The 17,357-nt window shown below is 73.4% G+C and carries 14 protein-coding genes and 1 tRNA gene; 4 read left to right on the top strand and 11 right to left on the bottom strand.

The window, feature by feature from the left end:
• Positions 1-64: 64 nt before the first annotated feature.
• The 3 genes from MF406_RS17730 to MF406_RS17720 all read right to left on the bottom strand — a co-directional run bounded on the left by MF406_RS17730 (position 65) and on the right by MF406_RS17720 (position 2,088).
• Positions 65-703, bottom strand: coding sequence for a TetR/AcrR family transcriptional regulator (locus MF406_RS17730; RefSeq protein WP_242895917.1), 639 nt, complete (start codon positions 701-703; stop codon positions 65-67).
• Positions 704-878: 175 nt separating this feature from the next.
• On the bottom strand, positions 879-1,331 hold the full coding sequence (locus MF406_RS17725; protein WP_242895916.1) for a (deoxy)nucleoside triphosphate pyrophosphohydrolase: 453 nt from the start codon (positions 1,329-1,331) through the stop codon (positions 879-881).
• Between the two features lie 43 nt (positions 1,332-1,374).
• Positions 1,375-2,088: a hypothetical protein gene (locus MF406_RS17720; protein WP_242895915.1), complete on the bottom strand. Its 714-nt coding sequence runs from the start codon at positions 2,086-2,088 to the stop codon at positions 1,375-1,377.
• A 402-nt stretch (positions 2,089-2,490) separates the two neighbouring features.
• Between MF406_RS17720 and MF406_RS17715 the strand changes: the two genes are divergently transcribed.
• Positions 2,491-3,204, top strand: a complete 714-nt coding sequence (locus MF406_RS17715) for a M50 family metallopeptidase (RefSeq protein WP_242895914.1) — start codon at positions 2,491-2,493, stop codon at positions 3,202-3,204.
• Positions 3,205-3,358: 154 nt separating this feature from the next.
• On the opposite strand, the gene MF406_RS17710 is transcribed toward MF406_RS17715, so the two are convergent.
• From MF406_RS17710 to MF406_RS17695, 4 genes are read right to left on the bottom strand one after another with little or no spacing between them, the layout of a single operon-like run.
• Positions 3,359-5,455, bottom strand: a complete 2,097-nt coding sequence (locus tag MF406_RS17710) for a glycoside hydrolase family 2 protein (protein WP_242895913.1) — start codon at positions 5,453-5,455, stop codon at positions 3,359-3,361.
• Between the two features lie 27 nt (positions 5,456-5,482).
• A complete protein-coding gene (locus MF406_RS17705; protein ID WP_242895912.1) occupies positions 5,483-6,397 on the bottom strand; it encodes a carbohydrate ABC transporter permease in 915 nt (304 codons plus the stop codon).
• A 3-nt stretch (positions 6,398-6,400) separates the two neighbouring features.
• Entirely contained in the window at positions 6,401-7,330 is a 930-nt protein-coding gene (locus tag MF406_RS17700) for a carbohydrate ABC transporter permease (RefSeq protein ID WP_242895911.1), read from the bottom strand.
• Positions 7,331-7,374: 44 nt separating this feature from the next.
• Complete coding sequence (locus tag MF406_RS17695; RefSeq protein ID WP_242895910.1) at positions 7,375-8,715, bottom strand: ABC transporter substrate-binding protein; 1,341 nt, start codon at positions 8,713-8,715, stop codon at positions 7,375-7,377.
• A 194-nt stretch (positions 8,716-8,909) separates the two neighbouring features.
• On the opposite strand from MF406_RS17695, the gene MF406_RS17690 reads away from it, so the two are divergent.
• On the top strand, positions 8,910-9,944 hold the full coding sequence (locus MF406_RS17690) for a LacI family DNA-binding transcriptional regulator (protein ID WP_242895909.1): 1,035 nt from the start codon (positions 8,910-8,912) through the stop codon (positions 9,942-9,944).
• A gap of 118 nt (positions 9,945-10,062) precedes the next feature.
• Here the strand turns inward: MF406_RS17690 and MF406_RS17685 are convergent.
• Positions 10,063-10,136: transfer RNA gene (locus tag MF406_RS17685), tRNA-Gly, on the bottom strand.
• A gap of 158 nt (positions 10,137-10,294) precedes the next feature.
• On the opposite strand from MF406_RS17685, the gene dcd reads away from it, so the two are divergent.
• Positions 10,295-10,873: a dCTP deaminase gene (gene dcd, locus MF406_RS17680; protein ID WP_242895908.1), complete on the top strand. Its 579-nt coding sequence runs from the start codon at positions 10,295-10,297 to the stop codon at positions 10,871-10,873.
• Entirely contained in the window at positions 10,870-11,907 is a 1,038-nt protein-coding gene (locus MF406_RS17675; protein WP_242895907.1) for a hypothetical protein, read from the top strand. The genes dcd and MF406_RS17675 overlap by 4 nt, the downstream gene beginning before the upstream one ends.
• Positions 11,908-12,102: 195 nt before the next feature.
• Here the strand turns inward: MF406_RS17675 and MF406_RS17670 are convergent, their stop codons facing one another.
• The 3 genes from MF406_RS17670 to MF406_RS17660 form a co-directional block, all read right to left on the bottom strand.
• Complete coding sequence (locus MF406_RS17670) at positions 12,103-13,785, bottom strand: alpha-amylase family protein (RefSeq protein ID WP_242895906.1); 1,683 nt, start codon at positions 13,783-13,785, stop codon at positions 12,103-12,105.
• Positions 13,786-14,748, bottom strand: coding sequence for a TIGR03885 family FMN-dependent LLM class oxidoreductase (locus MF406_RS17665; RefSeq protein WP_242895905.1), 963 nt, complete (start codon positions 14,746-14,748; stop codon positions 13,786-13,788). It lies immediately after the preceding gene.
• A gap of 142 nt (positions 14,749-14,890) precedes the next feature.
• Positions 14,891-17,269, bottom strand: coding sequence for a (Fe-S)-binding protein (locus tag MF406_RS17660; RefSeq protein ID WP_242895904.1), 2,379 nt, complete (start codon positions 17,267-17,269; stop codon positions 14,891-14,893).
• Positions 17,270-17,357 lie beyond the last annotated feature (88 nt).

The following is a 17,357-nucleotide window of genomic DNA, read 5'->3' as shown; positions in this document are numbered from 1 at the left end:
AGCAGCGCCCAGCGGCGCGGCCGGTTGGAGGCGGCGCCGCCCACCGGTCCCGCGACCCCGAGGATCAGGCCACGTCGGTGACCGGCTCCGCGACCGCGTGCACGGCGCCGTCGGCCCGGGCCCCCACGGCGCGGAGCACGAAGAGCTCGGTGGCGGCGACGAACTCGCCGCGCTCGGGGTCGGTGGTCGGCACGCTGCGCCCGCTCAGGCAGGCGTGGACGAGCTGCACGACGGCGTCGAGGTGCTGGGCCGGGATCGCGCCGGCGTCGATGGCGCCGGAGAGGATCCGGCGCAGCACGGTCTCTACCTGGCGCACGTGCCCGCGCAGCCGCTTCGCCGCGTCCGGCGAGACGACCTCGCGCAGGTCAGGGCCGGGCGGGAGGTGGTAGGTCCGCTCGAGGGCGAGCTGGTGGCGCACGTACTCGCGGAGCTGGTCCACCGGGTCGGTGATGCCGGCGAGGGAGCGCTCCAGCGCGGCGACGTAGGCGGACGTCTCGTGCTCGATGTAGCCGAGGAGGACGGACTCCTTGTCCGGGAAGTGGTTGTAGACGGCGGTCCGGCCGATGCCTGCCTGCGCGGCGATGTCCGCCAGCGAGATGGCGTCGAAGCCGCGCTCGCGGAGGAGCTGGGCGAGCGCGCCGAACAGAGCGTCGCGGGTCCGTTCGCGGTGCTCCGTCAGGGAGCCGCCGAGGATCTTGGGCACCGGCCCATGATGCCAGTTACTGACGGATTGCGACGAATCGTCGCGAAACGCGGGGCGGGGAGCGCGACGCAGGCGCCCCGGGCGCCCTGGGCGGTGCCGGCGTCGTCGTCAGGGCGGGGGAGTCGTTGGCCGCGGTGCCGGTGGTCGGTGCTGCTGTTCGGCCGCGCTGCCGGCGCTACCGGGCCGCCACGGTGCGGGCCGTGGCGCCCGCGCGCAGGGCGGCGGCGATCGGCCGGTCCGGGTCGAGCCAGTCCAGCTCCTCGACGGCGGCCGGCGCCACCCAGCGCAGCTCGTCGTGGTCCTGCAGCGGGTGAGGCGTACCGGAAACGACCTCCGCCCACCACACCCGCATGGTCCGCTCGCCCAGGATCGGCCAGTCACCCCCGCGCGGTCCCGGCAGCACGGCGCCCAGCCGGACGGTGATGCCGAGCTCCTCGCCGAGCTCGCGGTGCAGGGCCTGCGCCGGCGTCTCGCCGGGCTCGACCTTGCCGCCGGGCAGCTCCCACCGGCCGGCCAGCGCGGCCGGCGCCGAGCGCCGCGCGCAGAGGATCGCGGCCGGGTGGTGCAGGCGGTCCACGACGGCGGCCGCCACGACGAGGCGGCGGCCGTCGGGGTGGGCCTGGGTCATGCGGCCAGGGTAGGCGGGTGGGGCCGCGCACTTGCCAGCCCGGTCAGGCTGCGAGCTCTGGCAGCTCCACCGTCCGCCACTGCTGCTGGACCTCGTGCCGGCCGGGGGCCGTGACATCGCGGACCATGATGCCGCGGGCGGCGAGCCGGCGGCGCAACAGCTCGGCGTCTCCGTGCGCGCGGGCGGCGACCGCCCGCGCCCGTGCGGCGAGGAGCCGGTCCGCGTCCCGGTCGAGGTCCTGACCGGCGCGCCAGGACCGGAAGCAGCCGCGGTGCGGGTCCTCCGGGGCAGGCTCGGGGTAGCCGTGCGCAGCGAGCGCGGCGCGCAGCGCCGGCCGGTCGACGTCGCACCGCACCCGCGCCAGCTCCACCGAGCGCGGGCCGTGCAGGACCAGGTCGCCGTCGAGGATGACGCTGGTGATGACGTCCCGCGGGACGCTCACCCGGGCGTCGTCCCAGGACAGGGTGAGCGTGCGCGGGGAGACGGTCGCCCGGAGCCGCTCGGCGAGCGCTGCGGCCGCGCCGGCAGCTCCGACCACCGCACCGAGGGCGGCGCCGATGATCAGCGCCACGGGCTCGCCGAGGTGGTCGCCCCGGCCCAGCACGCCGTCGATGGTCGGGCTGGCCTGCGAGAGCCACTCCAGCGCGAGGGCCAGGGCGAGCCCGGCAACAATGCCGATGGCGGGCAGGCCGGCCCCGATGGCGACAAGGGTGTGGCGCGGGGGACCGACCGTCGTCACCTCCGCCACGGCCCTCACCTCCTCTGCTCGTCTCGGCCGGCGACCTGCTGCCACCGGCTGCGACCAGCATGGCCGGGGGCTGCTCGTGCGACATCGGCCATTGGGATGAACTCCGCGGCCGGCAGTGGTCCCGGAGTCGTAGGGGAGATCCCCCTCCTGTCCCCGGCTGACGGCCAGGGGACGGTCAGGGTCGACGGCCGGGATCGCCCGGGGGCACGGCCCGGTGCCGGCTCGCGGACGTGAGGTCAGGTGTCGCCGGACGACCAGAAAGCGGCCTCCTGGGCCCGAGTGCCGGTGCCGGCATCCGCACGATTCCGCGGTTGCGGCCGGTGCGCCGGAAGGCTTTGTGGTCGTTCGTGAACACTCCCGACCTCCGCGACGACCCGGGGGAGCCGCCGAGAGCCGGGAGAGGATGTCCGGGTGGAGGCACTGAGCGGCTGGTGGGAGCAGGTCTGGGTCCGGCTGCAGCCCGACCCCGCGGGCGGAGCGGTTACCTGGGTCGTGCTCGCGGCCGTCGCGGCGGCGGTGCTGGCCGGGCCGGTGTGGCGGCGGCTTCGGGTGCTCGTCACGGTGGTGCACGAGCTCGGGCACGCCCTGGTCGGGGTGCTCGGCGGCCGGCGGTTCACCGGGCTGGTGCTGCGGGGGGACATGTCCGGCCATGCCGTCACCGTCGGCCCCGCCCGCGGTCCGGGCCTGGTGCTGACGGCCTGGGCGGGTTACCCGGCACCGGCGATCGTGGGAGCGGCCGCCGTCCAGGCAGCCGCGGCCGGCTGGGCGCCGCCGCTGCTCGGCCTCACCGTTCTCGTCCTCCTCCTCGCCCTGCTCCGGGTGCGCTCGTTCTACACGGCGGCGGTGGTCGTGGGCGTGGGGGTGGCGACGGCGGCGCTGTGGTGGTGGGCCCCGCCGACCTGGCAGGCGCAGGTCCTGGCCGGGACCGGGCTGTTCCAGCTCATCGGGTCCTGGCGGCACCTCGCGGTGGTGGCGGCACGGCCCGGGCCCGGCTCCGACGTCGGCGTGCTGGCCCGGCTGACCCGCGTACCGCGGTGGTGCTGGCTGGTCAGCTTCGCCCTCGTGCTGGCGGCGGCGACGTGGTGGGCCTGGCTCGCGGTACGAACGCTGCTGGGTCTGCAGTGACGGGTGGAGCGGGTGGGGAGATCGAACCCCCCGTCGGCGTGGAGCTGACGACGGGGTCGGCGAGGCTCCTCAGCCGGCAGCCGGCAGCCGGCAGCCGGCAGCCGGCAGCCGGCAGTGACGGACGTACCAGGCGACATCAATCGCCCTTGCTGCCTCAGGTTCGCGCGCCCCGTCGGTTAGGAGGCTCGATCGGTCCGGCGTCGACGAAGGTCCGGGCCAGCGTCTCCCCGGACTCGTCGACGAACCACAGGTGCAGGCGCGCAGCGCTGACAGCCCCGGGCGTCGGGACGCGGAGAGTCACGACGGGCGTCAGGACGAACGGCTCCGCCTCGACCGCCTCCGACTCGATCTCCGCTCGGAACTCCGTCTCCCGGAAGGGCGTCCCCGCGCTCACCCATGCAGCGCGCAGATGCCCCGCGACCGGTGCTCTGCCGTGGTGCGAGACGTGGATCCCGAGCGTGAGTGGACCGTCCGGCACGGCGATGTCCGCCCCGGCGTGCCGCGGAACGAGGTCGACGACGATCGTCGTCTCCGCGTTGACGTCGGCCGGGTCGAGACCGCCCATGTCCTTGGCGCGACGGTCGGAGTCGACGATGCCGGCCATCTCCTGCTCCACGTCGGCGAGCTCGGTGTAGACGTACCCCGCGAAGCGGTCGTGGCGGCGCAGCTCCTGCGTCTGCCACCGCATGCTCCACGCGCGCTCGAGGCTCGTGAAGCCCGCGCCGTACTCGCTGTTGAGGATCGGGACCCCCGTCCGCGGTTGGTCGGTGGTGCCGTAGAGCGACTTGTCGACGACGAAGTTGGGGCCCAGCTTCACGGGAAAGGTCTCGCGGGTGCCGTCGGCCAGGCCGGCGACGTTGGTCGCCCACGCCGCGGGATCCTCGTCGTAGTAGTGCCAGTCCACCAGGTCGGTCCGCACGTGCGACCAGCCCGAGTTCTCCACGATCGGGCGGGTGGCGTCGAGCGCGCGCAGCGTGTCGTACGCCCGCGCGGCTGCCGCCGCCCGTTCGGGGGAGCCAGAGATGTCCCAGTCAAGGCCCCACTCCTCGTTGTACAGGCCCCAGATGACGATCGACGGGTGGTTCCCGTCGCGCGCGGCCATCGGGGCCAGCTGGGCCTCGAAGGCGTCGGCCGCGGCACCGCAGAACCTGCTCGGGCCCGGCGGCTCCGCCCAGACGAGCATGCCCACGCGGTCGGCGTGGTGCAGCCAGCGCGGCTCCTCGAGCTTGACGTGCTTGCGGACGAGGTTGTACCCGGCGCCTGCCGCGATCTCCAGGTCCCGCAGCAGCGCGTCGTCGTCGGGCGCGGTCAGACCCGTCTCGGGCCAGTAACCCTGGTCGAGAACGCCGCGCACGTACAGACGCTCGCCGTTGAGGAAGATCTGCTCGCCGCGCACCTCGACGCACCGCAGGCCGCCGGTGACGACGACCCGGTCGGTGCCGGCTCCGGCGCCCACCGTCAGCTCGACCTGGTACAGGTGCGGGTCGGCCGGCCCCCAGGTCCGCGGGTCGGCCGGCTCCAGCCGCCCGGCGAAGCGTCCGTCGGCGTCGGCCACGAGCGAGACGTGCTCACCAGTAGAGGAGCCCCCCACGATGCGCGCGTGCACGACGGCGCCCGCTGGTGCGTCACCCCGGAGCGTCCCGCTCAGGTCGAAGCCGACCAGGGACTCGCCGCGCAGCCGGACCTCGTCGACGTACGTGCGGCCGCGGGCCTCGAGCCAGACCGTCTGCCAGATGCCGGACGTCGGCCGGAAGGAGACACCGTCGTAGTCGTCGCGCGGGATGGAGCGCTGCTTGCCGTGAGGTATCCCTCGCTTGTCGGCCGGGGCCTCGACCTCGACCTCGAGCGTCGACTCGGTACCAGGCTCGACGACGTCCGTGAGGTCCAGCTCGAACGGGTCGTAGCCGCCGACGTGCGTGCCTACCTCGAAGCCGTCGACGAGCACGCGCGCCCGGTGGTGCACGGCGCCGAAGCACAGGACCACGCGAGCGCCGGCCCACCCCGCGGGGACCGTGACGGTGCGGCGGTAGGTCGCGTGCTCCAGCCACGTCCGGGCGACGCCGGAGGCGAGCGTCTCCCAGGCGAACGGGACCGTGATCGACGTGCTCCCGGCAGGCGTGTCGAGCGACCAGGTGCCGTTGAGGTTGAGCCACCGGTCGGAGCGGTCCCGGTCGGGACGCGGGTACTCGGGACGCGGCACGTCGCCCTGGGGACGATCGAGGGCAGGGGTCGCCGGGGCGAGGTCGGTCATGGGGTCGTAGCCTTTCGAGAACGGGGGTCAGCCCTTGACGCTGCCGGCGAGGATGCCGTTGATGAAGTGGCGCTGGAGCAGGACGAAGATGACGAGGAGGGGCACGAGCGCGATCGAAGCGGCGGCCAGGAGCTCGCCCGTGACGGTCGCGTAGTCGGCGCCGATGCGGTTGCCGGTGATGTTCTGGGCGAGCGTCGAGAGCACGACCTGGAGGGTCGCCATCCGCTCGGAGCTCGCGACGACGACCGGCCACACGAAGTCGTTGTAGATGTTCATCACGGTGAGCACGCCGAGCCCGGCGAGGGCCGGCCGGATCACCGGCACGATGATCCGCGCGAAGATGCCGATCTCGCTGCACCCGTCGACGCGCGCCGCGTCGAGCAGCTCGTCGGGCACGGCCGCGATCACCTGGCGCATCCAGAAGATCGCGAATGCGTCGATAGCACCGGGGAGGATCAGGGCCTGGTACGTGTTGACCCAGCCGAGCGTCTTCATCTCCAGCAGCAGCGGGATGATCAGGACGATCGTGGGCAGCATGAGCGTGATCAGCACCGTGCCGAAGAGCAGGTTCTTCAGCGGAAACTCGTACTTCGCGAACGCGTAGCCAGCGAGCGGCGCAAACACCAGAGTCAGGGTGCCCTTGAGCACGAGCACGATCGTCGTGTTCAGGAAACCTTGACCGATCGGCACGTCGGCGAACATCCGGGTGAAGTTCTCGAGCGTCGCGTCGCCTGGACTGAAGCCGAGCGGGTCGGCCACGATCTCGTGTGCGGGCTTGAACGCCGAGAGGATGGCCCACACCACGGGCGCCAGAAAGGCGATCGTCAGGACGACGAGGAACGCCTGCGAGGCGACGGTGGTCGCGAGGGTTCGCGCGGGCCGGCCGGACGACGCCGCCCCCGTCGGGTCCGCGGTGGTGGTCACGAGGATCGGTGCACTCATCGGTCAGTCCTCCGTCCGCAGCAGCCGCACGAAGAAGAGCGACAGCGCCATCACGACGATGACCAGCAGGAACGAGTTGGCGGCGCCGGTGCCCAGGTCCGCACGGGTGATGTGGTCGTAGAGGTACAGGCCGGCCGTGGTGGTCGAGCTGTAGGGCCCGCCGTCGGTCACGACGAAGGGCTCGGCGAACATCTGGAAGACGGCCAGCGTCTGGAGCACGAGGGAGAACATCAGCGTCCGCCGGACGAGGGGGACGGTGATGCTCCACAGCTGCCGTGCAGGGGAGGCCCCGTCGATGGAGGCGGCCTCGTACACGCTCCGGTCGATCGACTGCAGCCCCGAGAGCAGGATGATCACGATGAAGCCGGTCGTCTTCCAGAGGAAGAGCAGCGCGAGCGTCGGCTTCGCCCACTGGCTCGTGGTGAGCCAGCCGACGTCGGGCAGGCCGACGGCGTTGAGCAGGCTGTTCACGGCGCCATAGTCCTGGTCGAAGACGACGACCCAGATCTGCGCGACGGCGACGAGCGGCGTCACGAAGGGGACGAGGAATGCGACGCGGTAGAAGCCGCGGAGCCGTAGCTTCGCGTTGTCGAGCAGCACGGCGACGACCAGCGCAAGGGCCAGCTGGACCGGGACGATGAGCAGCCACAGCGTGGCGGAGTTACCGAGCGACGCCCAGAACGCCTCGTTGCCGATGAGGTAGGTGTAGTTGCCGAGGCCGACCCACTCCGCAGCACCCGACCCGCGCCAGTTGGTGAAGCTGAGCCGGAGCGTGAAGAGCATCGGGTAGACGGCGAAGGCGGCGAACAGCACGAGGAACGGTGCGATGAAGAAGTAGGGAGCCGCCCTGCGGCGCAGCGAGGAGCGGGAGGTCTGCCGCCGCGGGGGCGGCGAGGCCACGCGCGTCGGGTGCGGGGCTGTGATGAGGGTCAAGGGAGAGTCCTCCGGTCCGTCGTCGGTCGGGACTGGGCGGGGGGCTACTGTCGATCGACGAGGTTCGTCTGGATGGCGGCGCTCGACTGCTCCATGACCTCCTGGGGGGTCAGCTCGCCGTCGAGCATCCGCTGGACGTCGTTGCCGAGGTAGTCGACCGCCCCGGCCCACCACGCCGGGGTCGGTGCGCCGCCCGGGATCTGGCGTCCCGCCTCCACGGCGACGGCCCAGAGGTCCTGACCGCCGAGGGCCTCGAGCGGCCCGAACAGGGGACGCGAGGGGTCGGCGGCGGGCTCGTAGGCCGGGACCGACGTGTTGAGGCCGTTCGGGTAGACGTCGTTCGGACCGTAGACCGCGGTGTACCCGGCCTCGTCGTACATCAGGAACTCGTAGAACAGCCACGCGAGCTCGGAGTTCTCCCCGTCCTTCGGGAGTACGAACGAGGAGCCGCCCATGGCGCCGCTGCGTGCGCCGCCCTCGCTCCACGCGGGGAGCGGCATGGCGCGCCAGTCACCGAACGTCTCGGTGAGCTGCTGCTGGGGCGCGAAGCTGAACCAGATGGCCCACGGGTAGAAGACCTGCTTCGCGGACTCGAGCGCGCCGACGTCGCTCTGGGTCAGGTACTCGGCGCGCGTGCCGAGCCCCTCTTTCTGCACGGTGTCGAGGAAGGTGAGGACCTGCGCGTACTCGGGGGAGTCGATGCGCAGCGCACCGTTCTCGTCGGCGAGGCTCGTGCCGAGCTGGCTCGCGTACATGTCGAGCTGGAGCTGGCCGAGGAACGCCGACTGCTCGAGGTGGATCGGGCCCGCGGCGGGTACTGCGGTCTTGTACTGCCGGGCCGCCTCGAGCAGGTCGTCGTACGTCTCGATGGTGGCGGCGTCCACGCCGGCCGCCTCGAGTGCCGTGGCGTTGTAGTAGAGGAGGCCCGGGTTGAGGTCGAACGGGACGCCGTACATGCCGCCGTCGAGGGTGTTGACGTCGACCTTCTGCTGGGCGATGTCGTCGACGTAGGGCTCAAGCACTCCCTCGAGGTTCCAGAGGTAGTCGGCGAAGCCGGCCACCTTGGCGTCGTCGAGGAAGACCCCGTCGGGCACGTCGCTGCCGGTGATGAGCGTGTTCTGCAGCTTGGCGTCGATGTCGACGGCCTCGTGGTGCACGGTGATGTCCGGGTACTTCTCGTTGAACGCCGCGATGGCGGCGTCGAACACGTTGAAGAGGTCACCCGACCGGTCCCAGATGGTGATCTCGCCCGACGGTGACTCGTCAGTGGGGGCCTGGAGGGCGTCCGGATCGGCGGCCGTGGGCTCGGAGGATGCACCCTCCGGTGCGATGGACGGGCCACAGGCGGCGAGGACCGTGGCCGCCGCCAGGAACCCGACCGCCATGACAGCGGGACGGTGGCCGCCGACTGGGGTGGCTCGGCGTGGGCCGTGGTGGAGCAGGTGCATGAGCACTCCCTTGTGCGTTCTCCCGATGCGGGCCGTCCGCCTCGGTTTGCCAACGTGCGCAAACGTACTCCTGGTTTGCCAACGTTGCAACGCCTATGCTGTGCGGAGGAGCTCGAGGGCAGGGAGACGGTATGGCCGCAACGCTGCGGGACGTGGCCGAACGGGCTGAGGTCTCGGTGCGCACCGTGTCGAACGTGGTGAGCGGCTACGAGCACGTCAGCGAGCGCATGCGCCGGCGTGTGCAGGCCGCGATCGAGGAGCTGGACTACCGCCCCAACCCGGTGGCCAGGACCTTGCGCACGGGGCGCACCGGGGTGCTCGCCCTCGTGGTCCCCGAGATCGACGTCCCGTACTTCGCAGAGCTCGCCCGGGAGGTCATCGACGCGGCAGCCGCTGTTGGGTACCGGGTGATGATCGACCAGACCGGGCACGACCACGAGCGTGAGCGGGACCTGCTCGCGGGGACCGACCGGACGATGCTCTTCGACGGCATCCTCTTCAGCCCGCTCGTCACGAAGGCGGAGCTGCTCGAGATGAACACCCGGACCTCGATGCCGCTTGTCCTGCTCGGCGAGCACGACTTCGACGGGCGCTACGACCACGTGGCGATCGACAACGTCCGGGCTGCCCGTGACGCCGTCGAGCACCTGGTGGCGCTCGGCCGCTCGCGCATTGCGGCGATCGGAGTGCAGCCCGCAGAGGACTATGCGACACCCCAGCAGCGCACGGCCGGGTACGAGCAGGCGCTCGTGTCGGCCGGGCACGACGTCGACCCGCGATACCTGCAGCCCGCCGAGCACTACCGGCGCGCCGACGGCTACGAGGCGGCGAGGGCGCTGCTCGCGCTGCCGGAGCGGCCCGACGCGATCTTCTGCTACTCGGACCTGCTCGCGATGGGCGCGATGCGTGCGGTGTTCGACGCAGGGCTCCGGGTCCCGGAGGACGTGGCGATCATCGGCGTCGACGACATCGAGGAAGGCCGGTACTCGCGGCCGAGCCTGAGCACCGTCTCGCTGGATACGCCCTTCATCGCCCACCATGCGGTGGCGCGCATCGCGGCGCGGATCGCGGAGCCCGATGGGCCTGCGATCGAGGTCGTCGCGCCGCACACGGTGATCCCGCGAGAGAGCACAGACGGGCCGGTGGGGCCGTCTCGACTGCGGTAGCCAGTGCTTCGGGCTGTGTGCGACGTCGGCGACCCGGTGTTCAGGGGCCGCATATGGCAGGGACACCACAGAGCGCCGTGGCCATGGACTGCCGGCGTGCTGTGCGCGCGGCGATGCGTGGAGCGGGTGACGGGAATCGAACCCGCGCCGTCAGCTTGGGAAGCTGAAGTTCTACCATTGAACTACACCCGCGTCGCGCTTGCCTCCAGCGCGCCCGCCACTATACCCAAGGCCGGGGAGCAGTATCGAACGCCACCGCCGGCGCGACCGGCCGGGGCCACGCAGGCCGCCAGGCGACCGCCGCTCACGGCCCACGGGCGCCCACCGGCCCCGATGGCACAATCGCACCCGTGCTGCTCTCCGACGGCGACATCCGCGCCCAGGTCGACGCGGGCCGGGTCCGGCTGGACCCCTACGACCCGGCGATGATCCAGCCCGCCAGCATCGACGTGCGCCTGGACCGCTACTTCCGCCTCTTCGACAACCACCGCTACCCGGTCATCGACCCTGCCCAGGACCAGCCCGAGCTCACCCGGCTCGTCGACGTCGGCGCCGAGGACCCGCTCGTCCTGCACCCGGGTGAGTTCGTCCTCGGCGCCACCTACGAGCTGGTCACCCTCCCCGACGACATCGCCGCCCGCCTGGAGGGCAAGTCCTCCCTGGGCCGCCTCGGCCTGCTCACCCACTCCACCGCCGGCTTCATCGACCCCGGCTTCACCGGCCACGTCACCCTGGAGCTGTCCAACACCGCGACGATGCCGATCATGCTCTGGCCGGGCATGAAGATCGGCCAGCTCTGCTTCTTTCAGCTCTCCTCCGCCGCCGAGCGGCCCTACGGCGCCGGCGCCACCGGCTCGCGCTACCAGGGGCAGCGGGGCCCCACCGCCTCCCGCTCCCACCTCGGCTTCCACCGCACCCCGGTCGGATGATGCGCGACGACGGCGGCCGGCTGGGCGACGACGGCACCCCGGGGCTGCCCGGTGAGAACGGCCCCGTTCACGACGACGGCGCTCCGGTTCCCGACGACGGCGCCCCGATGCCCGACGACGACGCGCCGCCGCCCCTCGACCCCGGCCTGGCGGCCCCGCACCACCTCCTCGTCCTGCCCGCCGACGTCACCGCCGAGGAGGTCGAGGCCCTCGCCGTCTCCCGGAGCGAGGCGGCCGGCTGGGTCGGCCCGGGGGAGCTCCAGCTCGTCCCCGGCGCAACGCTCACCGGCCCGTGGCGGCTGGACGACGGCGCCCGCGCCGGACTGGGCCTGCCCGACTGGTCCGCCCAGGCCTACCTCCTGACCGCCCCGACCGAGCGCAGCGGCGCGCTCCCGCTGGAGCTGCACGGGGTCGACCCGCTCCTCGACGCCTTCCCCGAGGGCGTGCCCACCGGCACCGAGGCCGAGACGCTGGGCCACCTACGAGCCCTCGCCCGGCGGCTGCACGGCGGTGTGCTGCTGGCCGGGACCGGGACCGTCCTGGTGCCCGACCCGGCCTCCGCCGTCGACCTCACCCTGCACTCCCCGGTGTGGCTCGAGCACGACGCCTGCCTGGGGGTGCTGGCGCAGGTGCTGCCGCAGGTCCGGTCGGTCCTGGACGACGTCCCCGCCGCGGTGGCGGAGGTGCAGGAGCTCGAGGGCTACGCGCTGGTCGCCGACCTGGGCGGCGGGGACCTGCTCGCCGTGGAGGTGGCCGGCGAGGACGAGCCGCCGGTGGTGCTCCGCGGCACGGAGTGGGCGCAGGGCGGCGTGGTCACGTACGAGGTCCGCTGGCGCCCGCGCCTGCCCGAGCAGGCCCGTGCCGCCGCGCCTGCTCCGGCGGTCCGCCGCGCCCGGGCCCGGGCCGGGGAGCTCATCGAGCGCGCCACCGCGGCCCTGCACGCCGCCGCCGGCGGGGCGGTCACCGACGACGACGGCTTCCTCGTCGACCCGGGCGATCTGGCTGCTGACCCGCCGGTCGACCTGACCCGCTGACCCCGGTAGATCCGGCTCGTCTGTGCGAGAAGTAACACAAACTCGGCGTGACCGGCCGCTGCCGCGGCGGGATTCCGCCAGATCACATCACGGCCGCCCCGAGATTGTGTTACTTCCTGCAAACGACCGGCGGACGTGCCCCGCTGATCGGCTGACCAGCTGACCCGCTGACGCTCGCAGCACGCCGCCACAGTCTCAGGGCAGCCGGCGGTCGCCCGGCCGCTTCACCCGGAGCCAGCGGTAGCCGTAGCCGTCCAGCGCCAGCTCGACGCGGTGCTCGGCGTCCACGGCACACTCCCCCTGCTGGAGGAGGTCAATGAGGACGGTGCCCTCCGCCTCCGGCAGGGTGAGCGGGACCGTGACCGGCTCCGGCCCCAGGTTGTGCAGGAGCACCACTGATGCCTCGTCCCAGGTGCAGCGGTGGGCGAGGACGGCGTGGTGCGGCTGGTCCAGGACCTCCAGGTTGCCCCAGCCGAGCTCCGGGCTCTCCCGGTACCGCTGGGCCATCCGGATCACGTGGTTCAGGAGGGAGTCCGGGTCGTTCCGGGCGGCGGCGACGTTGACGTACTCGGGCCCGAAGCCACCGGGGACCACGGGGGCGGCGAGCTTGTCGGCGTCGGCGGTGGAGAACCCGGCGCTCTCCTCCGCCGTCCACTGCATCGGGCTGCGGACGGCGTTGCGGCCGGGCATCTGCAGGTTCTCGCCCATGCCGATCTCCTCGCCGTAGAACAGCACCGGGGTCCCGGGCAGCGCGAACAGCAGGGAGTAGGCCATCTTCAGCCGGCGCGGGTCGCCGTCGAGCATCGGCGGCAGCCGCCGCTTGAGGCCGCGGCCGTACAGCTGCATCTCCGGCTCGGGGCCGAAGGCGTCGAAGACCTCCTGGCGCTCCTCCGGCGAGAGCTGGTCCAGGGTGAGCTCGTCGTGGTTGCGCAGGAAGTTGGCGTACTGGGAGTCGGGCGAGATCTTGTCCTTCGGCCGGGCGAGCAGCGCGTTGGCCAGCGGGCGAGCGTCCTGGCGGGCCATGGACAGGTACGCGGCCTGCATGCTGACGAAGTCGAACATCATGGTCAGCTCGTTGCCCTCCCGGCCGCCAAAGAACTGCGGCTGGTCGGCGAAGGGCAGGTTGACCTCGCCCAGCAGGATCGCCTCGCCCGAGCGGCGCTGGAGGAAGGCGCGCAGCGCCTGCAGGTACTCGTGGGGCTGGGCGAACTCGTGCCGCTCCCGCTCGGCCGTGCCCAGGTTGTTGAGGAAGAAGGGCACCGCGTCCACCCGGAAGCCGTCCACCCCGAGCTGGAGCCAGAAGCCCATGACCTTGGCGATCTCGTCCCGGACCGCCGGGTTGGCGATGTTCAGGTCCGGCTGGTGGCGGTAGAAGTGGTGGAGGTACCACTCGCCGGTCCGCTCGTCGAGCTGCCAGATCGAGTCCTCCTGGTCGGGGAAGACCACCTGGTCGGAGGTGTCCCCCGGCGGGTCGGACCGCCACACGTAGTAGTCGCGGTAGGGGTTGTCCACGCTCTTGCGGGCCTCCTGGAACCAGGGGTGCTGGTCGGAGGTGTGGTTGACGAGCAGGTCGATGATCACCCGCAGGCCCCGGTCCTTGGCGGTGCGGACGAACTCCACCAGGTCCCCGTGCGTGCCCAGGCGCGGGTCGACGCCGTAGAAGTCGGCGACGTCGTAGCCGTCGTCCCGGTCCGGGCTGGGGTAGAAGGGCATCAGCCACAGGCAGGTCACGCCCAGCCCGGCGAGGTAGTCCACCCGCTGGGCGAGGCCGGCGAGGTCACCCACGCCGTCGCCGTCGGAATCGAAGAACGTCTCCACGTCCAGGCAGTAGATGACCGCGTTCTTGTACCACAGGTCCGAGGTGTCGCTGATGCGCATTCAGGCCTCCGTCAGGTGGGGCAGGACGTCGGTCGCGGCGGTCTCGAGCCAGCGGCCCTGGTCCTGCCCGACGTGGTGGAGGTAGATCTCGTCGAAGCCGAGGTCGGCGTACTCGCGCAGCCAGGCCACGTGCCGGGCCGGGTCGGCGGAGACCCGGACCGCGCCGGCCACGGTCTCCGGGGTGACGTCCCGGCTGGCGACGTCGAAGTGCTCCGGGGTGGGCAGGTCCAGGCTCACCGGCTCGTCGAAGACGTTGCTGCGCCACTGGTCGTGGGCGATCGCCTGCGCCTCGGCCTCGGTGGGCGCCCAGGACAGGTGCACCTGCAGCGCCAGCGGGCCCTTCCCGCCACCGTCGCGGTAGGCGTCGATCACGGCGCGGAGCTTCTCGGCCGGCTGGTTGATGGTGATCAGCCCGTCCGCCCAGGCGGCCGCGCGGGCCGCCGTCGCCGGGCTGATCGCCGCGGCGAGCAGCGGGACGGGGGCGGGCGGCAGGTCGAAGAGCTGGGCACGGTCCACCCGGACCAGCCCGGCGTGGGTGACCTCCTCGCCCCGGTGCAGGGCGCGGATCACCGCCACGCACTCCTCCAGGCGGTCCAGCCGCTCCGCCTTGACCGGCCACCGGTCCCCGGTGATGTGCTCGTTCATCGCCTGGCCGGTCCCCAGCGCCGTCCAGAACCGGCCCGGGAACATCTCGGCGAGGGTGGCCATGGCCTGCGCGAGGACCGCCGGGTGGTAGCGCTGCCCGGGGGCGCTGACGCAGCCCAGCCGCAGCCCGGTGGTGGCCAGCGCCGCGCCGAGCCAGGACCAGGTGAACCCGGAGTGGCCCTGCCGGTGGCTCCACGGGGCGAAGTGGTCCGAGCACATGCCCATCGCGAAGCCGGCCCGCTCGGCCGCCTGCAGGTCGCGCAGCAGTTGGCTCGGCGCGATCTGCTCGTGGGAGGCGTGGTGCCCGTAGGTCGTCACCCACCCTTTCTAGGGGGAGCCGGCCGACGGCGCCTCCCGGGGAGGCGGGCGACGGCGCCTTCCGGGGAGCCAGCCGACGGCGGCCCCGCACACCGGCCGACGGCGCCTCCGCACACCCGGCTCCGGCTCCCCGGCACCGGCGTCACCCGCCGTCCTGCCCGCGGCGCACCCCGGCGAGCAGCAGCTGGGCGACGTCGAGCACCTCGGCGTCGCTGCCGTTCGCGGCCACCCCGTCGGCGAGCATCGTGGTGCAGAACGGGCAGGCGGTGGCGACCGCGGTGGCGCCGGTCGCGGTCGCCTCGCGGGCCCGCTCGGTGGAGACGCGGGTGCCGATCCGCTCCTCCATCCACACCCGCGCGCCGCCCCCGCCGCAGCACATGGCCGTCTCGCCGCTGCGCGGCATCTCCACCGTCCGGACCTCCGGCAGGGCGCCGAGGAGCTCGCGCGGCGGGGCGTAGACCTGGTTGTGCCGGCCCAGGTAGCACGGGTCGTGGTAGGTGACGGTCCGGGCCTCCCCGGCCGGCGGCGGCACCGGCGTCAGCCGGCCCTCGCGGACCAGCCGGTTGAGCAGCTGGGTGTGGTGGACGACGTCGAACCGGCCGCCGAGCTGGGGGTACTCCCGGGCGAGGGTGTTGAAGCAGTGCGCGCAGGTGACCACGATGCGCTGGACGCCGGCGTCGCGCAGCGTCTCGACGTTCTGCGCGGCGAGCATCTGGAAGAGCACCTCGTTGCCGGCCCGGCGGGCCGGGTCCCCGGTGCAGGACTCCCCGTCGCCCAGCACGGCGAAGGAGACGCCGGCGGCGTGCAGCAGCTCGGCGACGGCGCGGGTGGTCCGCCGCGCCCGGTCCTCGAACGCCCCGGCGCAGCCCACCCAGAACAGGTAGTCCACCTCGCCGGCGGAGGCGACGTCGGCGCCGACCACCGGCACCTCGAACGGCAGGTCCTTGGCCCAGTCCAGCCGCTTCCGGGCCGCCATGCCCCACGGGTTGCCCCGGCTCTCGAGCTTGCGGAACATCCCGCCGAGCTCGGCCGGGAACGCCGAGGCCATGAGGACCTGGTGGCGGCGCAGGTCCAGGATGTGGTCGACGTGCTCGATGTCCACCGGGCACTGGTGCACGCACGCCCCGCACGTGGTGCACGACCACAGCACGTCCGGGTCGACGACGCCCGGCACCAGCTCGCCCGGCACCGTCGCCACCCCGCCGGGGCCGGTCGCGCCGGCGGCGCTGAGCGCGCCGAGGACGTCACCGGTGTGCGGGCGGAACCCGTCCCGCCCGGTCAGGGCGAGGGCACTCAGGTCCTCCGGGCCGTTCCCGACGGCGCCCGCCGCAGCCGGTCCGGACCTCCCGGTCGGGCCGCCGGTCGCCGTCGCCCCGCCCGGGGCCGAGCCGGCCGCCGCACCGGTCGGCCCGCCGCCGGCCGGTGCGCCACCGTCGGGTGCGCCGCCGGCGGCGGCCGCGGCGCGCAGGAACGGCGCGGCGGCCGCCGAGTGGTCCCGCAGGGCGAGGGTGAAGAGCTTGGGGGAGAGCGGCTTGCCGGTGTTCCACGCCGGGCACTGGTCCTGGCAGCGGCCGCACTCGGTGCAGGTGGAGAAGTCGAGCAGGCCTTTCCAGCTGAAGTCCGCCACCGTGCCCACGCCCAGCCGGGCGTCCTCGGGCAGCTCCTCCAGCGCGGCGGCGTCCACCGGGCGGCCGGCCACGGTCATCGGGGCGGCCGGGCCGAGCGCCGGGCCGCCGCCGGGCTCGCGGCGGGCGTAGACGTTGACCAGGGCGAGGAACCGGTGCCAGGCCACGCCCATGGCGGGCTGCAGCCCGACGACGACGAGCCAGCCCATCGAGACCAGGATCTTCACCGCGGCGACCACGGTGATCGCGTCGGCGAGCGTGGCCGGCGCGGTCCCGGCGAGCAGCCGCCCGGCCCACCCGGTCAGCGGGAAGTGCAGGGCGCTGGCCAGGTCCGACCCCTGGGCGGCGAGATAGGCGTACTCCAGGGCGCGCAGCGCCAGGACGCAGAGCACCACCGCGGCGATGACGGCCTCGACGAAGTAGGCCTGCCACCGGGTGGACCCGAAGAACCGGGACCCGCGCTGGGCGTCCACCGGCGCCGACCGGCGGGGCTGGCTCCGCAGCCGGACCGCGACCAGCCAGCCGATCCCCACCAGCCCGGCCCAGGCGAAGACCTCGGTCAGCCACTCCCACGGCGGCAGGTGGCCGAGCAGCGGGATCGCCCAGGCGGGGTCGGTGAGCTGGCCGTAGCCGGCGAGCAGGGTGAGGAAGAGCAGCGGGAAGGAGACCATCACGGCCCAGTGCGCCACCCGCACCGCCGGCCGCTGGCGGAAGTGCCCGTGGCCGAGGACCTCCCGGACGGTCGTGACCAGGCGCCGGCCCACCGGCCGCAGCCGGCCCGGCGCCGGCCGGCCCACCCCCACCCGGCGGACCAGGACGACCGCGCCGCGGGCGAAGACGGCCACCCCGGCGGCGGTGGCGAGGAGCACGAGCACGACGGCGACGCTCTGCAGCACGCGGGGGTCCTTCCGGCCGGGGTTGCGCCCACGCTACCCGCGCCCGCGGCCGGGACCGGCGGGACCTCCGGGCCCGCGAGCGGCGGGG

It is taken from the genome of Georgenia sp. TF02-10, from assembly GCF_022759505.1.
Taxonomy (GTDB): domain Bacteria; phylum Actinomycetota; class Actinomycetes; order Actinomycetales; family Actinomycetaceae; genus TF02-10.
Note: the sequence above shows the minus strand (reverse complement) of the source record. Positions and strands in the feature narration are given on the sequence as shown.